Source organism: Gordonia sp. OPL2 (assembly GCF_003797825.1).
Taxonomy (GTDB): Bacteria; Actinomycetota; Actinomycetes; order Mycobacteriales; family Mycobacteriaceae; genus Gordonia.
Map to the genome: position 1 here is coordinate 1 of NZ_RKME01000124.1, position 400 is coordinate 400.

1 protein-coding gene is annotated in these 400 nt (G+C 45.0%); it reads left to right on the forward strand.

What is annotated here, in order from left to right:
• Positions 1 to 132: 132 nt before the first annotated feature.
• A partial coding sequence (locus tag EEB19_RS26605; protein WP_187590313.1) for a hypothetical protein occupies positions 133 to 400 on the forward strand: 268 nt, incomplete at its 3' end.

The following is a 400-nucleotide window of genomic DNA, read 5'->3' on the forward strand; positions in this document are numbered from 1 at the left end:
ACCCTGTACGGACCACAACTTTAAACTTTCAAACGGTTGAACCTCTTGAACCTTTTACTTTGAACCCTGAACCACGAATATAGAACGGTTTCGGAACGGCACACATATTGGAGCATTCATCAAAAAACAATTATGAAGTTTGGTAACTGGAATATCACAGACAGCGAGATAGCCTGGTCCGGCAACGACGGTAATAGCTTTGCCGTTAACAGGGCCACCCTGTTTGAGACAGAGATTGGCGCGGAGAGCACAAAAATGTATTCATGGCTGGTGCAGGCAACTGATGAAGAATGGCTGCAGGAAGATGCGCTTTACGATCTCAACTTTGCTTTCGTTTTTGTTGCAGGGAAAAACCCTGAGCAGTTCGACTACGAAATATTGGAGGATACACTCGATTACC